At 65.3% G+C, this 20,406-nt stretch carries 13 protein-coding genes; 5 read left to right on the forward strand and 8 right to left on the reverse strand.

What is annotated here, in order from left to right; translation table 11 throughout:
* Window positions 1–346 precede the first annotated feature (346 nt).
* The 3 genes from ACOYYX_RS08805 to ACOYYX_RS08815 are packed head-to-tail and all read left to right on the forward strand — an operon-like array spanning window position 347 to window position 3,914.
* Window positions 347–1,432, forward strand: a complete 1,086-nt coding sequence (locus ACOYYX_RS08805; RefSeq protein WP_422929561.1) for a lysylphosphatidylglycerol synthase transmembrane domain-containing protein — start codon at window positions 347–349, stop codon at window positions 1,430–1,432.
* Window positions 1,429–2,400 carry a glycosyltransferase family 2 protein gene (locus ACOYYX_RS08810; RefSeq protein WP_422929562.1) on the forward strand — a complete coding sequence of 324 codons (972 nt, stop codon included), beginning with the start codon at window positions 1,429–1,431 and terminating at the stop codon, window positions 2,398–2,400. Before ACOYYX_RS08805 ends, ACOYYX_RS08810 begins: the two co-directional genes overlap by 4 nt.
* Window positions 2,397–3,914 (forward strand): hypothetical protein, encoded by a 1,518-nt coding sequence (locus ACOYYX_RS08815; protein WP_422929563.1) that lies wholly within the window; start codon window positions 2,397–2,399, stop codon window positions 3,912–3,914. Before ACOYYX_RS08810 ends, ACOYYX_RS08815 begins: the two co-directional genes overlap by 4 nt.
* Window positions 3,915–5,288: 1,374 nt before the next feature.
* Here the strand turns inward: ACOYYX_RS08815 and ACOYYX_RS08820 are convergent.
* From ACOYYX_RS08820 to ACOYYX_RS08830, 3 genes are all read right to left on the reverse strand, one after another.
* Complete coding sequence (locus ACOYYX_RS08820) at window positions 5,289–6,230, reverse strand: hydroxypyruvate isomerase family protein (protein WP_422929564.1); 942 nt, start codon at window positions 6,228–6,230, stop codon at window positions 5,289–5,291.
* A 135-nt stretch (window positions 6,231–6,365) separates the two neighbouring features.
* On the reverse strand, window positions 6,366–7,775 hold the full coding sequence (locus ACOYYX_RS08825; protein WP_422929565.1) for a sigma-54-dependent transcriptional regulator: 1,410 nt from the start codon (window positions 7,773–7,775) through the stop codon (window positions 6,366–6,368).
* Complete coding sequence (locus ACOYYX_RS08830; RefSeq protein ID WP_422929566.1) at window positions 7,772–9,319, reverse strand: ATP-binding protein; 1,548 nt, start codon at window positions 9,317–9,319, stop codon at window positions 7,772–7,774. Before ACOYYX_RS08830 ends, ACOYYX_RS08825 begins: the two co-directional genes overlap by 4 nt.
* A gap of 273 nt (window positions 9,320–9,592) precedes the next feature.
* Here ACOYYX_RS08830 and ACOYYX_RS08835 point away from each other — a divergent pair, with 273 nt between their 5' ends.
* Window positions 9,593–10,726 (forward strand): prenyltransferase/squalene oxidase repeat-containing protein, encoded by a 1,134-nt coding sequence (locus ACOYYX_RS08835; RefSeq protein ID WP_422929567.1) that lies wholly within the window; start codon window positions 9,593–9,595, stop codon window positions 10,724–10,726.
* On the opposite strand, the gene ACOYYX_RS08840 is transcribed toward ACOYYX_RS08835, so the two are convergent.
* The 5 genes from ACOYYX_RS08840 to ACOYYX_RS08860 form a co-directional block, all read right to left on the reverse strand.
* Window positions 10,723–12,393: a sensor histidine kinase gene (locus ACOYYX_RS08840; RefSeq protein ID WP_422929568.1), complete on the reverse strand. Its 1,671-nt coding sequence runs from the start codon at window positions 12,391–12,393 to the stop codon at window positions 10,723–10,725. The genes ACOYYX_RS08835 and ACOYYX_RS08840 overlap by 4 nt on opposite strands.
* Entirely contained in the window at window positions 12,386–13,042 is a 657-nt protein-coding gene (locus ACOYYX_RS08845; protein WP_422929569.1) for a response regulator transcription factor, read from the reverse strand. Before ACOYYX_RS08845 ends, ACOYYX_RS08840 begins: the two co-directional genes overlap by 8 nt.
* Before the next feature lie 399 nt (window positions 13,043–13,441).
* Window positions 13,442–14,434: a hypothetical protein gene (locus ACOYYX_RS08850; RefSeq protein WP_422929570.1), complete on the reverse strand. Its 993-nt coding sequence runs from the start codon at window positions 14,432–14,434 to the stop codon at window positions 13,442–13,444.
* Between the two features lie 174 nt (window positions 14,435–14,608).
* Window positions 14,609–17,395: a response regulator gene (locus tag ACOYYX_RS08855; protein ID WP_422929571.1), complete on the reverse strand. Its 2,787-nt coding sequence runs from the start codon at window positions 17,393–17,395 to the stop codon at window positions 14,609–14,611.
* Window positions 17,392–19,248, reverse strand: a complete 1,857-nt coding sequence (locus ACOYYX_RS08860; RefSeq protein WP_422929572.1) for a protein kinase domain-containing protein — start codon at window positions 19,246–19,248, stop codon at window positions 17,392–17,394. The genes ACOYYX_RS08855 and ACOYYX_RS08860 overlap by 4 nt, the downstream gene beginning before the upstream one ends.
* A gap of 474 nt (window positions 19,249–19,722) precedes the next feature.
* On the opposite strand from ACOYYX_RS08860, the gene ACOYYX_RS08865 reads away from it, so the two are divergent.
* Window positions 19,723–20,358 (forward strand): PadR family transcriptional regulator, encoded by a 636-nt coding sequence (locus ACOYYX_RS08865; RefSeq protein ID WP_422929573.1) that lies wholly within the window; start codon window positions 19,723–19,725, stop codon window positions 20,356–20,358.
* Window positions 20,359–20,406 lie beyond the last annotated feature (48 nt).

Below are 20,406 nucleotides of genomic sequence, written 5' to 3' on the forward strand. Positions count from 1 at the left end.
TTGTCACTACGCCGAAGGAGTGACGGCCTGGCAACATGCGCATGAGCTTCGAAGCGGAGGCTCTTTGCGGTTGAATCTCGAACGATTGTAAACCACAAAGAAATGTCGAAATGCTAACAGGCCGATCCGACGGCGCCCTCGCCGTCGGGGCGGGCCACCCGGGCCCGGCGACGCGGCGCAGGCCGCACGCCGGGCGCCCCATCCGGGTCCCGAGGCGTGGGTTCCTATTCCTCCTGCGCGACGGCCAGTCCCCCTTGTCAATAATTGGGCATGGGGCTAAGTTGAGCGAGTCGGTTGGCGTCAACCCACCCTGTCGGATTCTCGTATCCAACGGTCCCTGCGCCTTATGCTTACGAGTTCCGGTCGGTCTTCGGGCCTCGCGACGAGCGTCCGGGGGGCGATCCTCAGAACGGCCAAGCTCCGTTCCGATAAGCGAATCATCCTCTTTGCCAAGCTGGCCATCGGCCTGCTCGTGCTCCTGACCGTGAGCCGGCACGCCGCCAAGACCTGGCAGGATATGCGCGCGAGTGGCGGCACGATCCGGGTCGATCCGAAATGGATTGCCCTGGGCATCCTCCTGTATATCGCCGGCCTGTTTGTCTACGGGATCTACTTCTGGCGGGTCCTGCGCGACAGCCCGACGCCGGTCGGCGTCCTGCCGGCCATGCGGGCCTATGCGATCAGCCACCTCGGCAAGTACATGCCGGGGAAGGCCCTGGTGGTCGTGATGCGAGTGGGGCTCGTCGTCCCGTATCGAGCCGGGACCGTGACCGCCGCCTTCGCCACGCTTTATGAAACCTTGGTGATGATGGCATCGGGCGGCCTGATCGCCGCCGTCGGATTCATCGTCGCGCCCACCGAACCCTGGCGGAACCTCTACGGGGCGGACTTCGAGGCCGCCTTACGCGGGGCCTGGCCGATGCTGCTGTCGGCCGGACTCGGGGTCGCGTTGCTGGGGGTGGTCTTGCCCCCCATCTTCCCGAGGATCTCGAGGATGATCAGCGCCCCGCTTCGAGGGGTCGACGCCTCCGCCTTCCCACGGATGTCGAATCGGCTCCTGCTCTCCGGGATCGGCTGGTCGTCGCTCGGGTGGTGCCTGCTCGGTCTGAGCCAGGTCGCCGTCGTCTGGGCGGTCTCCCCGGCGGGGATCGCGGCCGAGCGGTGGCCGATGGTAATCGGCAGCGTCGCCCTGGCGACCGTCGCCGGGTTCGTCGTCGCCGTGCTCCCGGGAGGGCTCGGCGTGCGCGAGGGTGTCCTGATGGCGACCCTCGCGCCGGCCGTCGGGAAAGACACTGCGGTCCTCGCCGCTCTCATGCTGAGGCTGACCTGGGTCGCCGGCGAATGCCTCGCGGCGTTGGTCCTCTATTTCGTCCGCCCCCCCGTCCCGTCCTTGCCCATGTCCTTGCCCTTGCCCGAGGCCCCCGCGTCATGATCAGCGTCGTCGTGCCGGTTCGTAACGAGCAAGAGAGCCTGGCCACGCTCCATTCCGAGCTCGCCGCCGTCGCGTCGGATCGCGGGTTCGCCGAGGCCGAATGGATCTTCATCGACGATGGGAGCACCGACGGCTCCTGGCGAGAGATCCGGAGGCTCGCCGAACACGACAGCCGCGTCCGCGCCATCAAGTTCCGGCGCAACTTCGGCAAGGCCGCCGCCCTGACCGCGGGGTTTCAGGCCGCCCGGGGCGAGATCGTCTTCACCCTCGACGGCGACCTTCAGGACGACCCCAAGGAGATGCCTCGCTTCCTCGAACGCCTCGACGAAGGCTACGACCTCGTCAGCGGCTGGAAGCGGACCCGCCACGACCCCTGGCACAAGGTCTTCCCCAGCCGGGTCTTCAACGCGATGGTCAGCGCAGTGACCGGCTGCAAGCTCCACGACCACAACTGCGGCTACAAGGCCTACCGCCGCGACGTGACCCACGAGGTCCGGATCTACGGCGAGTTGCACCGGTTCGTGCCGGCCCTGGCCCATGCCCGAGGGTTCCGCGTCGCCGAGATCGAGGTCCACCACCGGGCTCGCCGCTTCGGATACTCGAAGTATGGCGTGGCGAGATTCCTAAAAGGATTCCTCGACCTCCTCAGCACCCGGTTCCTCACCGTCTATTCGCAACGCCCTGCCCACATCCTGGGGGGCCTGGGGCTTGGGCTTTCGGTCCTGGGCAAGCTCGGTCTGCTCGCCGTGGTCTTGAAATGGCTCATCGGCGGGATGACGATGGGGACGCTCGCGTTCCTGGTCTTCTCCTCGATGCTGGTCGTCGTGGGGGTCCAGATCTTCTGCGCGGGCCTCCTTGCCGAGTTGACCACCTCCTACCTGCTCCGGCCCCGCGAGACGTTCAGCGTCTCCGAACGGATCGAAGTTGACGGCCTGCTCCCCGTCGAGAACCTGGAGACGAGTGAATGACGACCGATCCGATCGCGAACGAACCGAGGCCGGGACGTTCGCAGGCCCGCCAGTTCTTCGCCCTGATCGTCATCGGTGCGGCAACCGCGCAAACGCTCGGCCTCACCCTGAAGCTCCAGACCCAGATCGGCGCCAACGACATCTCGCGCTGGGCGACCGTCTGGAGCCTCCTCGAACGCGGCACCTACGCGATCGACGACTGCCCCTGGCAGGAGAAGACCCAGGACAAGGTCAAGAAACCGAACAAGCTCAGCGCCCCGCCGGCCGGCGCCGATCCCGTCCGCAAGTTCGAGTACGCGATCGCCCCCAAGTCCTGGCGGGAAGGGGAGGTGGTCGAGCACTTCTACTCGAGCAAGCCGCCGCTCCTCCCCACGATGATCGCCGGGGTCCTCTATCCCTTCCGCAAGCTCACGGGCGTGCCGCTGGAACGGAACATCCCGCAGGAGCGACTGCCTCGCTACGTGCAGAAGCCCGGGGTCGAGAAACCCGTCCTCGAGACGCCCAAGGAGCCGGTCAACTGGCCGGTCTACGTCCTCTATTTCAAGCCGATCGTGGTACTGCTGAACGTGGTGCCGCTCTGGCTGGTCCTGCTCGGCTACGCCAGGTTCCTCGACCGCCACGCACCCAATGACTGGGCCTGGTTCCTGAGCCTGGCGGGTGCAGCCTGGGGCACGCTCCTCATCGTCTTCGACCCGACACTGAATAATCACACGATCGCCGCCTCGTGCGCCTTCTTCACCCTGGCCGGGTTCATCCGGATCTGGGACGAGGGAGAGAGTTCGTCGCGGGGCTTGTTCGCCCTCACCGGGTTCTTCGCCGCCTTCACGGCCTGCAACGAACTGCCGGCGGCGCTCTTCGGGATCATCCTCTTCCTGATGCTGCTGGTGCGCTTCCCGAAGCCGACGCTCCAGGCCTTCGTGCCGGCGGCGATCGTCCCCTGTGCGGCGTTCCTGGTCACGCAGTTCCTGGCGTTCGGCCAGTTCAAGCCCGTCTACGAGGAGTTCGGCACCAAGAGCTACCAGTACGAGGGTAGCTACTGGAACACGCCGCTCGAGATGGACTGGTTCAACGTCCATCCCGAGTCGCACGCCACGTATCTCTTCCACATGACGTTCGGCCACCACGGCGTCTTCTCGCTGACGCCGATCTTCCTCTTCTCGATCTATGGTGCCTTCAGGCTGCTCTGGCGTCCCCAGAAGCTGCGTGGGCTCGCCTGGATCACGATCATCCTCACCGTCGCGATGCTCGCCTTCTACACCTGGAACCCGAAGGCCCGCAACTACGGCGGCTCGACCCAGGGCCTGCGCTGGCTCTTCTGGCTGATCCCGTTCTGGCTCTTCTTCCTGCCCAAGGGGGTCGAGGCCGGCCAGACCCGGAAATGGGTCCGCTCCGCATCACTCGTCGCCCTGATGGTCTCCGTGATGACCGTCGGCTACGGCCTGCGGATGCCCTGGAGCCACCCCTGGCTGCTCGACGCCATGGAACACCTCAACCTCTACCTGCTCAAGCGCTGAGCCCCGAGGTTCGATCCTATCCTCGCCTGAGACCGTCCCCCACCCCCACGCGGGGACGGTCGCGGCGCGTCCCATGCCTTCGCATCGGGTCGCGAGCGAGAAGGGTGATTCGAAAAGCAAAAGGCAGCGAAGGCGTGGGTCATCGCCTTCGCTGCCTTGTGTCGACTGACTCGAGGTCGAGTGGAAGAGGGAAGTGATCGGAGAACATCTGCCCGGCGTGTGGGTCAGCACCCGGACAGATATTCTCCGACGTGTGGCGAGAGTATGGAAGGTAATCGGAGGTGATGAGGGCGGGGCGAGTCAGCGGTGAGAATCGAGTGAATTTTCCTAAGTTTGATCGCCTGATCTCATTATCGTGCGAGACTTTGAATCACGCGTGTCGAAACGAAGAAATTCGGATATAGGGAGCAAATTTCGAGAAATTTCAAAAAGTCTTCACCGAGGCCTTGCAGAGGCATCATCGGAGCGATAGTATCAAGATCTCTCTTACGGAAAGGAACTCCCGGCCGGTCTCGTCTGACCGGGAGCTCCCATAACCTAGGGCTTCTTCAAGCCCGGTTTCCGCATTTGTAGGAAGGGAGAGTGGGAGGGGTCGTGCGAGGCTACCCACTCTCCCCTTGGCGGTTAGAAAGTTCAACGCGAGGCTGAACTTACCGTCGCCAGTAGGGTGGTTCGTTAGTGTTCACATAAGGCACTGGAAAGTTTCTTGTCCCAAGGAAGCTTTTCGGTGTTTCCCATCATCGTTGGTTCTTGTCGTCGTTCGTCTCGACGCCAAGAGTAAAAGGCAAGTGCAGTGCCAGAACGCACCACAATTTGCCAGCTTTCCCGATCGATCCAATTTAAGTCCTATCCAAGCCTCGAGTTCCGGAAGAATATTTTTTCCCCGGCCTCACCAACTCCCCTGTCACATTCGTATGCATACCTTCGCGGCTATCGACATCTCGACCAAAATCTAAGCACCCTCGGCCCAGCGATCGTGCAACGGGTTCGGGCACGTCACCTCAGGGTCCAATTGGCTCGCGATTGAGCCATGCCCTCATCGCATCAAGGACGGTTCGACCTCGGCCACTCAGCCTGGTGGCATGCTGACAACATCACTGCATGATGGATTTAGGTTCGCGGTATTAGTGCCTGCGCGGGGATTCCGGGATGAGTTGAGATTGTCGAGATGAGAGGACAAATCCCGCGGCAAACTCCGGGGCCTGATCTCGAGTCCTTCGATCGAGAACGATATATCAACGACACGGCAGCACATTTTTATCAAATATCGAATGTCTGCCTGCGACTTCGAAATGAAGGAGGCCGTCCGCCCCATGCGAAACAGCGTGGGGAGGACGGCCGCTCAGATGTCACGACCTCGATAGTCGTTGAGGCTCAGACGTCGCAAAGGGTCACGGCCTGCTCGAGGCCTGCGAGGGGGTCGCGGGTGGGGATGAATTCCTGGCCCACGTAGCCCTGGTAGCCGATCTCGAGGAGCGCCTCCATGATGGCGGGGAAGGCGATCTCCTGGTGGGCGTCGAGCTCGCCGCGGCCTGGGTTGCCCGCGGTGTGGACGTGACCGATGTAATCCTTGTGCTCGCGGAGGCGGCGGATTACGTCGCCGTCCATGATCTGCACGTGGTAGATGTCGAACAGGAGCTTCAGGTTGGGAGACCCGACGCGCTTGATGATGTCGATGCAATACTCGGTGTGATCCCCCTGATAGCCGGGGTGCCCCTTCATCGGGTGCGAGCGGTCGCGGGTGTTGAGCATCTCCAGGCAGAGGGTGACTTTCTTCTTCTCGGCGTGGCCGATGATCTGCTTGAAGCCCTCGACGCAGTTAGCCGCGCCGACGTCATCGGCGATGTCTTCCTTCATGCCCGTGAAGCAGATCACATTCTTGAAGCCATACTCGGCGCAGGCGTCGATCGCGTCGCGCGTGGCCTTGAAGACCTTGTCGCGATATTTGGGATTATTGAACCCCTTCACGAACGGCGGTTCCGGGCTCATGTCGATCGTGGCGATCGCGCACTCGAGCCCGGCTTCCTTCAGTAACGGGAAGTACTTGGGGTCGATGAGCTCGATGCTGGTGCAGCCGAGCTGCTTGGTGATCTTGATAAACGTGGGAACATCCCAGTATTTCTCGAAGCACCAGTGGACGATCGACTGCTTGATGCGTCCCTTGGTGATCCGCTTGGCCGAGCCCGCCGGCTCGGCGGCCGAGGCGACGGAGCCGCCGACGGCCGACAGCCCAAGGGCCATCGCGCCCGCCGCGGTCTCCAGCACTCGCCGGCGATTGGGCTGATTGTTCTCTTCGCGCTCGATCTCCGGTTTCATCGCGTCGTCCCCAATGGGTTGAATCGTTCGGGATCGGGTAGGACCAGGAGTGACAGGTCCCTCACCATACGCCGAAGCCACGCCGATTTCGAGGAGCGAACGCCCTTTTTTGGCCCCAGGAGGGACGGCCCCATTTCAGCCGATCCCGTAGTTCCTCAGCTTCTGCCGGAGCGTCGCCCGGTGGATGCCGAGCCGCTGAGCCGCCGCCGCGCGATTGCCGCCGCATTGCTCCAAAACCGTCTTGATGAGCGGGGCTTCCGTCAACTCAAGGAAACGCTCGTGGAGCGAGTGTTCTTCGGGCAGGGCGGGGGCCTCGCGCAGTTCCTGGCTCGTCCACTGCACGATCCGATCCTGGACTTCCTGGTCGGGGCGAGTCGCCTGGCCCGTGGAGCCGGGGGTCGAGGGCGGCGGTAGGTGGGTGACGCGGATCTCTCGCCCTCGCGAGACGATGGCCGCGTGCTCGATCGTGTTTCGCAGCTCGCGGACGTTCCCGACCCAGGGGCGAGACTGCAACTCGCGGAGGGTCTCGTCGCTCAGGACGATGCTGCCATCCTCGACGCCTCGGGCCTGCCGCAGGAAGTGCCCGGCGATTACCGGGATGTCCTCCCGGCGCTCGCGGAGCGGCGGGACCTGGATCTGGAAGACGCTGAGCCGGAAGAAGAGGTCCTCGCGGAACTCGCCCGACGCCATGAGGTCGGAGAGAGGCCGATTCGTGGCCGCGACGATGCGTATGTCGGTGATCCTAGGCCGGGCGTCGCCGACGGGGGTGACCTCGCGGTGCTCGATCGCCCGCAACAGCTTCACCTGGAGGGAAGGGGGGACGTCGCCGATCTCGTCGAGCAGGACCGTACCCCCCGTCGCCAGCTCGAGGAGCCCCTTGCGGTCCTCCCCCGCGCCCGTGAAAGAACCCCGGAGGTGGCCGAAGAGCTCTCGTTCGACCAGGCTCGGGCTCAGGGCGGCCAGGCAGACGGGGAGGAACGGCCCGCGATGCCTCCGACTGTGGCGATGGATCGCGCGGGCGACGAGTTCCTTACCGGTCCCGCTCTCGCCGGTGATCAGCACGGGGACATCTGCAGGCGCGACGAGGGCGATCTTCTTGAAGAGATCCTGCATGACGGGCGACGAGCCGAGGAGCGACCCCGCGTCATCGAGCGCGAGAGCCTGCGTCGGGCGGTCCGCCGGCTTACTCTTCTCCAGTGCCCGCGTCAGGATCGAGGAGGCCTGGTCGAGGTCGAACGGCTTGACGAGGTAGTCGAAGGCCCCGCCTTCCATCGCGCGGACGGCCGTCTCGAGGTTCCCGAAGGCCGTGACGACGACGATCGGGGCCCCGCCGATCAGGTCGCGGAACGAACGCATGGCGGTGAGGCCGTCGATGCCGGGGAGCCGGACGTCGAGCACGAGGGCGTCGGGCTTCTTCGCCGCCGCGACCTTGAGCCCTTCCTCGGCCGACGCCGCCACGTCCACGACGTGCCCCTCGTCGGTGAGGAACTCGCTGAACGCCCAGCAAATGCTCGCCTCGTCGTCGACGATCAGGATCCGGCTCATGGCTTGGACACCTCTAGATTGGCGACGCTTCTCGGGATCGCCAGGCGGAACCGCGTCGTTTCGCCGACCCTGGCCCAGGACAGTCGGCCGCCGTGCTCGACGGCCACCTGATGCGCAATCGCGAGGCCCAGCCCGACCCCTTCGGGCTTGCTCGTCACGAACGGCTCGGTGAGTCGATCCATCAGGTCCTCGGGCGGGCCGGGGCCGGTGTCGCTCACCTCGAGCACCACGGAATCTCCCTCGGGCTCCGACGAGAGCTGCACCTCGCCGCCGGCCCCCGCTGCTTCCACCGCATTCAGCGTCAGGTTCAGGACCGCCGCGCGGAGGCTCGCCACATCCGCCTCGACCATCAACTTGCCCGTCACCTCAGGGACCACGAGCGCGACCTTGGAATGCTCGCAGGAAGGCCCCACGAGCAGGGCGACGTCCGTCATCAGCGAGGGGACGTCGCATGGGGTCGGAGCCCGCTGCTCGAGCCTCCCCAGCGAGAGGAGGCCTCGGACCTGCTCCTCGGTGATCGCGAGCTGACGCAGGGCGACTTCGAGGCTGCGGTCGTTCGTCGGAGGCGGATAGCGCTTGGCGTGCAGCTGCACGCTCATCCTCGCGCCGGTCAGGGAATTGCGGAGCTGATGCGCCAGGCCGGCCGCGAGCTGGGCGAGGATCTGGGTCCGTTCCGACCTCCGGATCGTCCGGCTCATCTCGCGGAGTTGCGTACACATCCGGTTCACCGATCGCGAAAGATCCTGGATCTCGTCGCGATCTCCTTCTTCGTCGAGCGTGGTGAAGTCGCCCGCGGCGATCCGGGCGACCTGCGTCTGCACGACCCGAAGACGCTGACTGATCCGGTGGGCGAGCCAGCTCGTCACGGCGACCATCGTCACCAGTGTCCCCACGCCCAGGGCGAGCGGGGGCAGGGCGGCCTCCCAGCGCGCCTGTCGCCAGTTGGCCTCGGGGTAGAGGACCAGTAACGTCGTCCCGCGTGGGTTGGAGACGGGTCGCAGCCGGACGGCGAAGTAGCGAGCCGGCCCGATCGGCACCACGGCGGCATGGCTGAGGCCCTCGAGGCGGGGCGTCGAGGGGATCGTCGGCAGCGGACGGGGTAGGTCCTCACGATCCTTGAGGGTCGACTCCTCGATCCGGCCCGCGCGGTCGTAGGCGACGAAGTGGGCGCCGGAGAGCCCTCTCATCTGGGCGAGGACCCCTTCGGTATAAGGGAATGTGGCGTGACCGAGCACCTCGACCACGCCGTCGAGCCGGTCGATGATCTGCCGCTCGGCCCGACGCGCGGCGAGGGCGGCGGCCGTCAGGGTGATCGTACCCGCGGCGATGACCTGGATCGTGATCAGCGGGAGCAAGATTTGATTCCGGATCGACCAGCGCATGCTGGGCGACCCGTTCGGCGACGACGATGCTGGCTCGGCGGGGTTCGAGATCATGATCCCATCAGACGTTGCCGTGGACATCCCCGGCAAGAGAAGTTCGGGAGGAATGGCCGGCGGCCTATCATCCCCGCGCGCCAGGTTCTTCAGCAGGGAACCTCGCATGCATCTTTCGCCCGGATCGCCTGGTAAAACGGGGTGAGGCCGATGCGTCGATCGGCACGGACGTCATGCCTGGCGAAAACTTCGCCGTCGGCGGCTAAACTCTGTCCACGCCCAGCGTCGCCCGGCATGCGGGAATCACTGCAAATCCAGGCGTGGGCGAGGGCTCGACCGCCTGCCGGGGGAGGCACCCGCTTTGCTAACGTGGGAATTCGGTGCCAGCCATCGTGACGTCCAGAGTCTTGTCCGCACCGTGTCGCATTTGGGAGACGAACCGTGCAATTCAAGTCCAGCTCTCGTCGGGTATTCCTCGGCCGAAGTATCCAGGCCGCCAGCCTCCTTGGCCTGGGTTTGAGGCCGGGTCGGAGTTCGGCCGCCGCGGCGGCCACCCCGGCGGAGATGACGGCCAAGGCCGTGGCCTTCCTGCGCCCGCGCCAGGCCGAGGATGGTAGCTGGTCGGGTGAGCGCAAGGAGCCGGGGATCACGGCACTCGTCGTGACCGGCCTGTTGCGCTCCAAGGTCGTCACGGCCAATGAGCCGGTCGTCGCCAAGGGGCTCGCCTACCTCGAGAAGTTCATCGGCCCCAAGGGCGGGTTCTCCGAGGCCGCCCACGCCAACTACACGACGGCCATCTCGCTCCTGGCGTTCAAGGAGGCGAATGCGAGCTTCAAGTACGACACCCTGCTCCGCCAGGGGCAGGAGTTCCTCAAGACGATGCAGTGGGACGAGGGTGAAGGTAAGGATCCGAACAACGCCTTCTACGGCGGTGCCGGCTACGGCGGCGCGAACAGCCGACCCGACCTCTCGAACACGACCTTCATGATCGACGCCCTGCGAGAGACGGGCGTGCCGGCGAGCGACCCCGCACTCAAGCGGGCCCTGGTCTTCGTCTCGCGCTGCCAGAACCTCAAGAGCGAGTTCAACGACCAGCCCTGGGCCGACAAGGTCAACGACGGCGGCTTCGTCTACACGGCGGCCAACGGCGGGTCGAGCGTCGCCGGCAACAACGCAGACGGCGGCCTCCGCTCCTATGCCTCCATGACCTACGCCGGCCTCAAGAGCATGATCTACGCCGGCCTCACCAAGGACGACCCACGCGTGAAGGCGGCCCACGCCTACATCGCCAAGCACTACACCCTGGAAGAGAACCCGGGCCTCGACCAGCGCGGGCTCTATTACTACTACCAGACATTCGCCAAGACCCTCGCCTTGCTCGGCGAGTCGACCTTCCTCGACTCCGACGGCAAGGGGCACGACTGGCGGGCCGACCTCACCGCCGCCCTCGCCAAGCGGCAGGCCGCGAATGGGAGCTGGGTCAACGGCGCCGACCGCTTCATGGAAGGCGACGCCAATCTCGTGACGGCGTACGGCCTCCTCGCCCTGGCCTACGCTCGACCGACGTCGGCCTAAGCGTCGGGGTTCCAGATTAAGGCTGGCTGAAACTCCGGCGTCGGCTCGACCGGCGCCTGCGGTTGATCCGAAGGCACGTCCTCCGCCGAAGGGGCGTGCCTTTCGTCATTTTGTGGATCCGCGGGGACTTCCAGGAGGAGAGGCAGGCACACCTCAAAGGTTGTCCCCGAACCTTCCTGGCTCGTGAACGCGATCGTCCCGCCGTGCGACTCGGCAATCCACTTGGTGATGGCGAGCCCGAGGCCCGAACCGCCGATCTCCCGGGAGCGAACCGGATCGGCGCGGTAGAACCGCTCGAAGATGTTGAGCTGGTCCCTCGGCGCGATGCCGATGCCCGTGTCGATCACCGAGAGTCGCCCGATGTTCCCCTCGCGGGCCAGGCGGATCGTCACCGATCCGCCGAAGCGGTTGTACCGGATCGCGTTGGTCACGAGGTTCAACACGAGCTCCCGGAGCCGTTCCCGGTCGCCGAGGATCGCGAGGGGCTCGGCCTCGACCTTGATCGAGACTTCCTCGGGACCCGCCAAGGGCTCGAGCATGGCGACGGATTCCTCGACGATCTCCCCGAGTTGCACGGGCTCGCGCACGAGGTTCTGCACAGAGGCGTCGGCCCTGGCCAGGGTCAGCAACCCTTCCACGATGCTCCGCATCCGCCGGGCGGCCTTGAGCGAGGTCTCGAAGAAGCCGCGGTACTCGGCCGCCGTGCGTTCCTTGCGCAGGGCGAGCTCGCAGTGCGACATCACGACGGCTAGCGGCGTGCGCAGCTCGTGCGAGGCGTCGGCGGTGAACTGCTTCTGGCGGACGAATGAGGCCTCGAGCCGAGTGAACGTGTGGTTGAGGATCTGCGCGAGCCTGCCGAGTTCGCTCTCGGTCCGGGTCACGTCGATCCGCTTCGAGAGGTTCGTGGCCGAGATGCTCGAGGCGGCCTCGCTGATCCGGCTGATCGGCGCGAGGGTCCACTCGGCGAGGAACCAGCCGCCGAGTATCGCCAGGGAGAACGCCGCGGCGCTGGCCGCGAGCATCGTCATGAGGAACTCGCGCAGATGCCGGCGATCCTCCTCGTCGTTCTGCCCGACCAGCACCGTGGAGCCGACAGAACCCCGGACGATCACCTCGCGCCAGGGCCCGCTCGTGCGCGAGACGGGGGTCTTGAGCAAGTCCCCGACGGGCGGGATGAACTCCCTCGGCGGGCGCCTGAGGAATGGCCTCATTCGACGGTTCGCGTGGTCGGGATGCTCCTTCGCCAGCGACATTTCCTCCTTCGAGGGTGGGCCGACCTCCTCCAGGGGCGTGGGCCGGGGCGGTGCCGGTGGGCGTCGCGGCGGCTCCGGAAGCCGGAACTCCTCGGGAAAGGTGACATTCAACCCGGGCCTCGAGGACGCGACGACCTTGCCGAAGATGTTCCAGACGACGTAATAGGGCGCGTCGTCGGCGGGCGACTCCAAGGCGCGGGCGTAAGGGTCCGGCAGGATCACGCGATGGCGCTCGCCGTGTCGTTCGTTGTAGCCGCGCGCGACCGCCTGGGCCCACTCGCGGAGCCTCGTGTCGCGCACCTTGCGCATGGAGGTGCCGAGGTGGAGATAGAGCGTGGCCCCGAACCCGGCGATCACCAGGAGCAGGATCAGGCCATACCAGAAGAGCAATGTCCAGCGGATCGACCTAAACATCGACGATGTATCCCTGGCCCCGGCGCGTCGTGATGAATTCTTTGCCTAGCTTCCTGCGCAGGTTCGAGACGTAGACGTCGAGGACGTTGGAAAGCGTCTCGTCATCGTCCGCATAAATATGCTCATAGATCGTGGAACGGCTCATGAGCTTGCCACGGTTCCTCGCGAGGAACTCGACCAGGGCATACTCCTTGGCCGTGAGGTCGACGGCCTGGCCGTTCTTCCTCACGATCCCGGCGACCGTATCCACCACCACGTCCCCGAGCCGGAGCCTTGGTGTAGGCTGGCCCGCCGCGCGTCGGATCAGGGCGCGGAGCCTGGCAAGCAACTCCTCAATCTCGAAGGGCTTGGTGAGGTAGTCGTCGGCCCCTTCGTCCAGGCCTCGCACCCGGTCGGCCACCGAGTCCCGCGCGGTGAGCATGAGCACGGGAGTCTTGGCCTCGTCCTCTCGGAGGTTCCTGAGCACGCTCCAGCCGTCGAGCCTGGGCAGCATCAGGTCGAGCACCATCGCGTCGTAGCTGCCGTTCCGGGCCTGGTGGAGCGCCGTCTCCCCATCGCGGACGAGGTCGACCGAGTACCCGTCCTCCTCGAGCGCCAGCCACAAGCCCCGCCCGAGATCGACTTCATCCTCGACGATCAGCACCTTCATCGCACGCCCCCGACCTAAAGCCCGGGTCGACCATCCATCCCGATCCTAGTTAAGAGCGACAAGCCGCGCGGGGAAGCCTGGGGAATTTGGCAAAACGGATCGAAACCGCACGCTCCCGGAGATCCATGCCGACTGGATCGGCCCCCCTGGGTTTCCCTCGACGTCCGCATGGGATGTAACGGGAAATGGCCTCTGGCCGGGACTCTTCAACTCGTCGAGGCCGTTCGATGAGGTGGCGAACCCGGTCGGGATGGTTGGTGTGGGACGTCCCTGAACCGAAAAAGCATGAAATGGGTTCTGCCTCTTATCCACGCGAAAAGAGCCGGCCGCTCGAATGACTCCGAGGGCCGGCTCCTGAGTGATCGTCCGAGGGTTCAACCAGTTTGGTCGAGCCTGGGATCAATCTCGGTCGTGGCCCCGGTGATGGCGCTCGCCGTGGCCTTCGTGGTGGTGCGACTTGTGGTGGCCTTCACCGTGGCCCTTGTGACGGTGCGAGCCGTGATGGCCTTCACCGTAACCATGGCCGTGGTGGTGCCCCTCGCCCTTGCAGTGCTCGCGGTGGCTCGCCTTGTGGTGCTTGTGAGACCCCTTGTGATGAGCCTTGCCATGTCCACCGCGATGGCCTTCGTGCTTCGCACTGTGCGAGGTCTTCTCGAATCGCGGGTGGTGCGGCCGGGCATGGTGCTCCTTCTTCGCGTGCTCGCCGCGGAAGGCGTGGCGGTGCTCGCCGGGCTTGCCTTCCTTCGAGGCGAAGCGGGCATGGGAGCCCTTGCGGGAACCCTCATGGCTCCATCTGCCGGGCTTGCCTTCGTGACGGTGCGACGCCTCGCGGGCCTCGTGCTTCGGGCCCTCGCCGCGACGATGACCGGCGAAGTGCTTCGCGCCCTCGCCTTCGTGACGCTTCGGCCCAGGACCGGCGTGATGCCGCGGTCCTTCGCCCGGGTGATGGGGGCGGGCGTGTTCCTTCTCGCCCTCGCCCTTCCCGTCATGCATCGGGGGCTCGGGGCGGGCGTGCTCGCCACGAGAGTGCTCGCGTTCGGCCCGCGGGCCTCGACCTTCGCCGCGATGCCCGCGGGGGCCTTCGCCCCAGGGACGACGACCCTTTCGCGGGGCATCCTTGGTCCCTTCCTCCTTCTTCGTGGGCTCGTCCTTCTTGGCTTCGCCCTTCTTGGGCTCGTCCTTCCGGGCGTCGGCTTCAGCGTGGTGCTTCGGGGCGTCGTCGTAGAACGAAGCCAGGGCCAGTTCCATCGCCTTATCGGCCTGGGCGCCGACCAGGGCGACGGAGGCGTTGTCGACGGGAGTCATGCCGTCGAGGGAGGACAGGGTTTCATTGCCTCGCGAAAGGGTCGCGGGCAACAACAGGAGCGGCACAGCCAGGATCGACCTGATCATCGCGTAGTCTCCCTGATCGTTCACTTGAGTCGAGAGTATCGACGCCGACTTCCGTCGGCCCAGGGACCAACCTACGATAGCGCACCTTAAGCCAAGATGAAGCGCGAATAAATTCGGATAAATTTCCCGAGATCGCCAGAAAGATCTAACCCAACTCCCGAATGGGCCTGAACTTCAGTCATTCCGAAGTTTCGAAGCCTCGGAGAGCGAACGGGAACTGGCATAGACGCGGCGTATGACCAGGTCGAGCTCCGAGGGCTTCACCGGCTTGCTCAGATAGTCCTGCATCCCCTGGGCGAGGAACCGCTCTCGATCCCCCTTCATGGCGTGCGCGGTGAGGGCGATGATCGGGATCTGTTTCGACGTACCTTCTTCGCGCTCGCGGATCGCCCTGGTTGTGTCGATCCCGTCCATCTCGGGCATCTGGACGTCCATAAAGATCATGTCGAAGTCCTCGGTCTCGAGGATCTCGAGCGCCTGCATCCCCGAACGCGCCGAGACCACGGCATGGCCGAGTTTCTCGATCATGTACGTCAGGACCCGGATGTTCATCGGGTGGTCGTCGACGAGCAGGACCCGCAGGGCGAGTTTCTCGCTTCCAGTCGCGGGGGCCTGCGGCTTGGCCGCGGCGTGGTCGGGTCGCAAGGGGAGGGCCTGCCGGATCGCCCGATGCAGCTCCGCCGGGATCACCGGCTTGGTCAGGCACGCCCCGAATCCGAGCTTGCGCAGTTCGTCGAGATGGGCGGGGCGGTCGGCCGACGACAGCAAGATGCAGCGAGGGGCCCTCCCTTCGCACTCCCTGGTGAGCCTTGAGGCGAGCTCCAGGCCGTCGATCTCGGGCATCTGGAGGTCGATCAGCGCCAGGGGGATCGGGGCCCCGGCTTCGATGCGACTCGCGACGATCGCCATCGCCTGCATGGCCCCACCCGCGACGATCGGGACGAGCCCCCATCGCATCAGCATCTCCTTGAGGATCCGGCTATTCGTGGAGTTGTCGTCCACGATCAGGGCCGAGAGCCCCTTCAAGTTCGCGAGGTCGGGGTCGGCCTCGAAGGACTCGGAGGAGCCCACGCCGACCCTCGCCGTGAATGCGAAGGTGCTGCCCGCCCCCACGTCGCTCTCGACCGAGATTTTCCCCTCCATCATCTCGACGAGCCGGGCGCAAATGGCGAGGCCGAGCCCCGTCCCCCCGTAGCGACGGGTCGTCGACCCGTCGGCCTGGACGAAAGGGTCGAAAATCGCGCCGAGGCGATCGGGGGCAATCCCGATCCCGGTGTCCCGCACGGCCACTTTCAGGAGGATCTCGCCGTCGTCGACCGGCATCGAGGTGATCCGGATGTGGACCTCCCCGGCCTCGGTGAACTTGATCGCGTTGGCGATGAAGTTCATGAGGATCTGCCGGAGCCGGAGCCAGTCACCCAGGAGCACGTCGGGCACGCTCGGGGAGACTTCCTGCACGAGTTCGAGCTTCTTGGTATGCGCCCGCACGGCGAGCGATCGCAGGAGGTCGCCGAACCGCTCGCGGAGTCGGAATTCCCCTCGCTCGAGCCGGAGCTGGCCCGCCTCGACCTTGGAGAAGTCGAGGATATCCTCGAGCACGGCGAGCAGGTCCTCGCCCGACGAGTGGAGGATCTCCACGAACTCGCGCTGGGTCTCGCTCAAAGGGGTCCCGAGCAGGATCGAGGCCATCCCGAGCACGCCGTTCATGGGCGTCCGGATCTCGTGGCTCATGTTGGCCAGGAACTGGCTCTTGGCCTGATTCGCCGACTCGGCGGCGTCGCGGGCCTGGCGCAACTCCTTCTCGATCCGCTTCTGGTCGCTGATGTCCTCGACGACGACGTTCACGCCGATCACGTTCGACCCCGCCCCCTGCAGCGGGTGGAGCGCGACGACCCAGGTGGGCCCGATCCCCTCGTCCGTCGCCCGCCTCGACCGGCTCGTGAACTCGAGCCCCGTCACCGGCTCGCCCGTCTCGATCACCCTGCGGGCGATGGGGACGAACCACTGCGACATCTCGGGGACGAGCTCGGCGAACGAACGGCCGAGGTGCTCGGCCACCGGCTTCCGGTTCATGGCCGCGAGCCGCTCGTTGACGCGGAGGAAGCGGAGGTCCCTATCGATGCAGCAGAGCCCCACCGGCGCGGTCTGATAGATGGCCTCGATCTCGGCGAATCGCTCCTGGAGCTGCTGCCCGCGGATCCTTAGATCTTCCTCCGCCTGCTTGCGCCTGGTGATGTCGGCGCTGAAGAGCAAGAGGCCCCCGACCTCACCTTCGTCATTGAACCAGGGACGCACCTCCCAGGTCAGCCACATGACGCTGCCGTCGTCCCTGACGAACTGGTCCTCGTCGCGACGAACGACCGCACCGGCCAGGCAGCTCTTGTGGATGGCCCTCCAATCCTCGCTGATCTCGGGGAAGATGTCGTAGTGGTGCCTCCCGGTCAGGTCACGTTCCATGATCCCGTAGTCGATCAGCCAGCGACGGCTCGCCGCGATGTAGCGCAGGTCGTGGTCGACCATCGCGATCGACGTCGGGGCCTGCTCGATGAAGAGGCGGAGCCGGGCGCGGCTGGTCCGGATGGTGTCCTCGGCGAGCTTCTGCCGGGAAACGTCCCGCGCGATGATGAGGGCAAGCGGTTCGGGGGCAAGATGGAGCCGGCTCACGCTCAACTGAACGATCCTTCGCGTCTCGCCGACCTGGAGGGTCAGGTAATGCGCCCCCCGGGTCCAGACGGTCGTCTGGCAGGAATGGGTGAGCTCGGCCTCGATCGACCGATCCTTGGGGTCGAGGAGCTCGATGAACGAGAGTTGCTGCAAACGCTTCTGGGGCAGGCCGCTCAGTCGTTGCGCGGCGGGATTGGCCTCGATGATATGGAGGGTCGTCGGATTGACCAGGAAGAACGCGTCGTTCGCCTCCCGAAACAAGTAAGGACCGATCGAGTTTTCCAGCTCGGCCTTCATTCCTTCGTCTCCGCGGCCGCTTTTTGCTCGAGATCCTGGATGAGCCTTTGAAGCTGGGCCCTCTGCGACGCCGGCGCGATCTCGTACGCGCGGCGATACTCCTGCAAACCGAGATCCCATGACCGATTCGCGGCATGGGCCCTGCCCAAAGTCGCCAGGGCCAACCAGGATCGGCCCTGAGTCAGCTCCTTGGCCCGGGTCGCGAGCTTGAGCGCCAGGGCATCGTTGCGGGGCTGCCCCTCGGGCAGGTCGAGCAAGAATGCCGACGCCTGCATGTGCAAATCGGGGTCGTTGGGCTTCAGGTTGAATGCCTGCACATAGTCATCATACGCGTCCTGATATCGCCCGACCTTATTTCGGAACGTCGCGCGAAAGACATAGGCCTGAGAATCCTCGGGAGCGAGCTGGATTGCGCGGTCGACATCCGCCAGGGCCTGTCCATGGTGCCCAACTTGGGAATGGAGCCAGGCCCGTTGTAGATAGTACCGAGGCTGATTGGGATCGAGCTCGATCGCCCTCGAGTAGTCGGCGATCCCCTTCTCGGGCTCGTTAAGGCTCGCGTGGGCAACAGCCCTCAGTAGGACGAACTCGGCCACGCTCGGCGCGAGGCGAACCGCGGTGTCCAGGTCGTCTCGCATCTTTTCGAACGCGCCGAGCGCCTGCTGGCATTGCGCACGTCGGTAATAGAGGTGGGCCTCCGCCGGTTCTCGCCCGATCGCCCGCGAGAGGTCCGCGAGCATCGACTCGACGGTGGTCTTGTCGAATGCCTCGAACGCCTTCTCGACCGGGACGCCGGGCGTCGGTCCCTTTGAAGGCTCGCTCGTGGACGGCCCCTGCCGCTTCGACGCGATCCCTCCACCGCGTTCGAGGCGGCCCCTCCCGGACAGGAGGCCGAGCACGAGCCACGCGACGGCGAAGATCAGGGTTACCATGCCCGAGGCCACGACGAGGCGACGATGACGCCTCGGCTTCACCTCCGACAGCACCCGAACGAGCGCCTCGCCGAATGCGGAGATTGTCGGGAAACGATCCTCGGGGTCGGACTCGAGGGCGCGGGCGAGGGGCCGGTCGATCGCGGGATCGAGGCGAGGGTTCAGCTTGGCAACCGACCGGTACGACCCGACTGGCACGAGTCCCGTGAGCATTTCATACACGATGACGGCGAGCGAATACTGGTCGGCCCGCGCATCGACCTCGAAGCCGATGCGCTGCTCGGGCGCCATGTAGTCCGGCGTGCCGAGGATTTGAGTCGTCTGCGTCAGTGTCCCGATCCGGTCGATCGCCACGGCGATGCCGAAGTCGGTCAGGTGGGCTCGGCCGTCGCCATCGAGCAGCACGTTCTCGGGCTTGAGATCGCGATGCACGATCCCCGCCCTGTGCAGGTGCTCGAGGGCCGCGACGAGCTCGGCGATCACCCGACGCACCAGTTCCACGCCGACGGGCCTCCGATGGGGGAGGATGGAGCGCAGGTTCGTCCCCTCGATGAACTCCATGATCGTGTACGACTGGCCGGAGATGAAGCCCCGGTCGAAGATCGTCACGATGTTGGCGTGCCGGACCTCGGCCATCAGCCTGGCCTCGCGGGCGAGGCGGTCGGTGTCGAGCGCGGAGGGGGTCGGGGCCTCGCTCCTGCCGATGGGCTCGAGCTCATCGAGCGGGCTCGGGGGCAACGGACGCTGGATCTTGATGGCGACGACGCGGTGGAGCGAGAGCTGACGGGCCTTGTATACGTCGCCCATGCCGCCGCTGCCGATCCAGGCGATCAATTCATAACCGGGAATCAGCCCCACCGGGGGCGTCTCCCTCGGCTGGCCTGGCCTGGCTTCGAGTGGCACGGATGCGTGTTCCGTCATCACCGCATTTCCTCGCCGTCGCCAGGACACAACGCCCGGAGGGACCACGAGCTACACCAACGATCCGCCTCGCCGCCCTCGCTGCCTCCTTCAATCCCGTTCATATTAGCGTCGGTGCAGGGCGGTCATTCCGGCGCAGTCCCGCTACTATAGCTTGAGGCTACTTCTCTTTAAGCAGCAAGTACTTTTGTCGACTTCTTGCATCCATTCTGCGGATTCTACCGGGTGAAATTCGCCTGATTTGACGCCTATCAAAAGCCGCCCCGCTTTATCAACGTCAGGATAACCCGCCCCACCCTCCAATTCACCCCGAAGATCCCACGCAATCAAGGATTTGAATTCGGGTAAGCATGCTCAACCGGATCTTAAATCTCTCAAAGGGGCATGAGCTATGGCCACCGACATCCCAGGCTTGAAGTGCGAATGCTTTGGCCGTATATTCGTCGACGGATATTATGAGACGGAGTATTCGAGATGCCGAAGTCGAGCGAGTCGTCGAACCCCCTGGCGCTGGCGGTCCTGGTGCTCCTCTTCGAGCGCCCGATGCATCCGTACGAGATCGCGGCGACGCTACGAGCCCGGCACAAGGAGAAGAGCATCAAGCTCAAGTACGGCTCGCTCTACACCGTCGTGGAGCAACTCCAGCGCGACGGTCTCATCGTGCCGAGGGAGACGGTGAAGGAGGGTCGTCGACCCGAGCGGACGATCTACGCCCTGACCGAGCCGGGCCTCGCGAGGATGCGGGCCTGGCTGGGCGAACTGCTCGCCGTCCCGTCGAAGGAGTTCCCCCGGTTCGAGGCGGGGCTCTCGCTCATCGCCGCGTTACCGCCGGCCGAGGCACTGACCCTCTTGAAGCAGCGAGGCGAGACGCTCGGCCAGCTCTCGGAGGAGATGCAGGCCGGCTACGAGATCGCCCTCAAGATGGGCGTGGAACCGCTCTACCTCGTGGAGGCCGAGTTCCGCCGCGAGATGCTGCTGGCCGAGCGCGACTTCGTCGCAATGCTTATCGAGCGCATCGAGACCGACCGCGGCTACACGCGCGTCTGGTCCGAATTCCACGAGCAGAAACGCCCCGGAGGAGGGGAGTCCTCGTCCGAAACAACGACGTGAAGACGTCAGCAAATCAGGAAGTATCCCTGTTGAGGTGGTGACGCACCC

Source organism: Singulisphaera chitinilytica, assembly GCF_049331405.1.
Lineage (GTDB): Bacteria > Planctomycetota > Planctomycetia > Isosphaerales > Isosphaeraceae > PoT.

Bases quoted from the DNA above. Each gene is read 5' to 3' on its own strand.
- ACOYYX_RS08820 (WP_422929564.1), bottom strand. From the start codon at position 6,230: ATGAAACCGGAGATCGAGCGCGAAGAGAACAATCAGCCCAATCGCCGG.
- ACOYYX_RS08830 (WP_422929566.1), bottom strand. From the start codon at position 9,319: ATGCGAGGTTCCCTGCTGAAGAACCTGGCGCGCGGGGATGATAGGCCG.
- ACOYYX_RS08845 (WP_422929569.1), bottom strand. From the start codon at position 13,042: ATGAAGGTGCTGATCGTCGAGGATGAAGTCGATCTCGGGCGGGGCTTG.
- ACOYYX_RS08805 (WP_422929561.1), top strand. From the start codon at position 347: ATGCTTACGAGTTCCGGTCGGTCTTCGGGCCTCGCGACGAGCGTCCGG.
- ACOYYX_RS08810 (WP_422929562.1), top strand. From the start codon at position 1,429: ATGATCAGCGTCGTCGTGCCGGTTCGTAACGAGCAAGAGAGCCTGGCC.
- ACOYYX_RS08850 (WP_422929570.1), bottom strand. From the start codon at position 14,434: ATGATCAGGTCGATCCTGGCTGTGCCGCTCCTGTTGTTGCCCGCGACC.
- ACOYYX_RS08815 (WP_422929563.1), top strand. From the start codon at position 2,397: ATGACGACCGATCCGATCGCGAACGAACCGAGGCCGGGACGTTCGCAG.
- ACOYYX_RS08865 (WP_422929573.1), top strand. From the start codon at position 19,723: ATGCCGAAGTCGAGCGAGTCGTCGAACCCCCTGGCGCTGGCGGTCCTG.
- ACOYYX_RS08825 (WP_422929565.1), bottom strand. From the start codon at position 7,775: ATGAGCCGGATCCTGATCGTCGACGACGAGGCGAGCATTTGCTGGGCG.
- ACOYYX_RS08840 (WP_422929568.1), bottom strand. From the start codon at position 12,393: ATGTTTAGGTCGATCCGCTGGACATTGCTCTTCTGGTATGGCCTGATC.
- ACOYYX_RS08855 (WP_422929571.1), bottom strand. From the start codon at position 17,395: ATGAAGGCCGAGCTGGAAAACTCGATCGGTCCTTACTTGTTTCGGGAG.
- ACOYYX_RS08860 (WP_422929572.1), bottom strand. From the start codon at position 19,248: ATGACGGAACACGCATCCGTGCCACTCGAAGCCAGGCCAGGCCAGCCG.